We start from the raw sequence: 281 nt of genomic DNA, 5'->3' as shown, positions 1-281 counted from the left end.
GTTGATAAGCTATCGAGTTTAAAATACATTTTTCTGGCTGGAGAGGCTCTTCCTGGTAGTTTGATCGATGATTTTAATGCTCTTAATACTGGTATTGTTTTAGAAAACATTTATGGTCCAACCGAGGCTACTATTTATTGTAGTAGTTATTCTACTTCAGATTGGCAAGGGCAGTCCAGAGTTCCAATAGGGAAGCCGTTAAGTAATATGAAGTTATTTGTTATGGACTCAAGTTCTAAGTTGGTTCCTGTTGGAGTGCCTGGAGAGTTATGCATAGGAGG

General features: G+C 38.4%; 1 protein-coding gene. It reads left to right on the top strand.

The genetic code is table 11. From position 1 onward, the window contains the following. A partial coding sequence (locus tag JJQ60_RS21915; RefSeq protein ID WP_201924779.1) for an AMP-binding protein occupies nt 1-281 on the top strand: 281 nt, incomplete at both ends.

The sequence above is a fragment of the Aquimarina mytili genome, assembly GCF_016735115.1.
Lineage (GTDB): Bacteria > Bacteroidota > Bacteroidia > Flavobacteriales > Flavobacteriaceae > Aquimarina > Aquimarina mytili.
Note: the sequence above shows the minus strand (reverse complement) of the source record. Positions and strands in the feature narration are given on the sequence as shown.